Source organism: Pseudomonas sp. FSL R10-2189 (assembly GCF_009600325.1).
Taxonomy (GTDB): Bacteria; Pseudomonadota; Gammaproteobacteria; order Pseudomonadales; family Pseudomonadaceae; genus Aquipseudomonas; species Aquipseudomonas helleri.
In genome coordinates, this window is record NZ_WIVZ01000095.1 from 1 (window position 1) to 1445 (window position 1445).

The following is a 1445-nucleotide window of genomic DNA, read 5'->3' on the forward strand; positions in this document are numbered from 1 at the left end:
TGAACTGCCCCCCAAAAGTTGGACAGATTAACTAGCGCCCAGCGCAGCCTGAGTCCTGTATCCCACAGGGCTTAGGCTGTTGAGTGTTAGTTTGATGCGGTCATGGTTGTAATAATGGATGTATTCATCCAGCCCCGCCTTCAGCGCCTCAACGCTTTCAAATCGCTTCAAGTAGAAAAACTCGGATTTCAGCGTACCAAAGAAACTTTCCATCGCGGCATTGTCCAGACAGTTTCCTTTGCGCGACATGCTCTGTTTAACCCCGAGCTTGGCCAGTTTATGGCGGTATTGGGAGTGCTGGTAATGCCATCCTTGGTCAGAGTGGATGACCAACTTTGGCTCGCTCTGCAAACGCTTGAAAGCCTTATCCAGCATATTGTCGACCAGCTCCAGGCAGGGCCGGGTTGCCATTTCATACGCGACGATTTCGCGGTTGTACAAATCCATAACAGGCGAAAGATAGAGCTTTTGCTGAGCAACCTTGAACTCTGTAACGTCCGTTACCCACTTCTGGTTAGGGCGCTGAGCAATGAAGTTGCGCTCCAATAGATTCGGTGCGGTCCTGCCGACAGCCCCTCGATACGAGCGATACTTCTTGGGGCGCACAATCGAACGCAGTCCCAGCTCAACCATCAACCGCTCCACGAGCTTTTTGTTGACCAAAGTGCCCAAGCTCCTGATCACAGCTGTAATGCGCCGATACCCATAAAGGCCTTTCTCCTGGTCATACACACGCTGTACCAGCTCTTTGAGAGAGGCGTGCTTATCTGGGCGCTGTTGTGCCTGGACTTGATAGTAAAACGTACTGCGCGCCACACCCGCCAGCTTCAGTAGATCCGCCAGAGGGAATACGCTTTTCAGTTTCGAGACGATTAGGGTTTTTTCGGTTGCCGTCGTCTTTTCTGTTCCTGCAAAGCCTCCAACTCCTTTAGGTAGGCGTTCTCCATGCGCAGGTATTCAAGTTCAGCCATCAACTGCTCACGCGGTTTCAGTGCATCGTCTTTATCTTCGGGCACAGCGGGTTTGGGCTTCTTCGTCATTACGACAGACTTTCTTCTTTTTGCGATGGTTGGCGATTCAAGGTCGCCACTGTAGTACTGCTGCTCCCAAATGCCTACTTGAGATGATTGACCAAGGCCAAAGTGCGCAGCGACCTGACGAAGAGATAGATGGTGTGCGCGCTTGTACTCAACAACGTTACGTTTGAAGCTCGCGCTGTAAGGTTGGCCGCGTTTACGAGGGCTGATCGAGCCATGGAGCTTATAGCTTGAGACCCAGCGGCGGAGCAGGCTGACGTCGATATCGAATCGCTGGGCGACCGTACGCAGCCCCTTGCTGCCCTCGAGATAGGCCTTGATGGCGGTGAGCTTAAATTGCTCTGTGTACTTGTTCATGTTGAAAACCCAAAAAGTTGGATGGGTGTCCAACTTTTTGGGGGCAGTTCA

General features: G+C 52.0%; 1 protein-coding gene. It reads right to left on the reverse strand.

The annotated features are described in order from the left end of the window. Positions 1-27: 27 nt before the first annotated feature. Positions 28-1394 (reverse strand): IS3 family transposase gene (locus GHO32_RS26010; protein WP_153337027.1). Its coding sequence is split into 2 segments (ribosomal slippage): positions 28-914 and positions 914-1394, totalling 1368 coding nucleotides; the frame shifts between segments, so codons are not numbered across the junction. Positions 1395-1445: the final 51 nt, after the last annotated feature.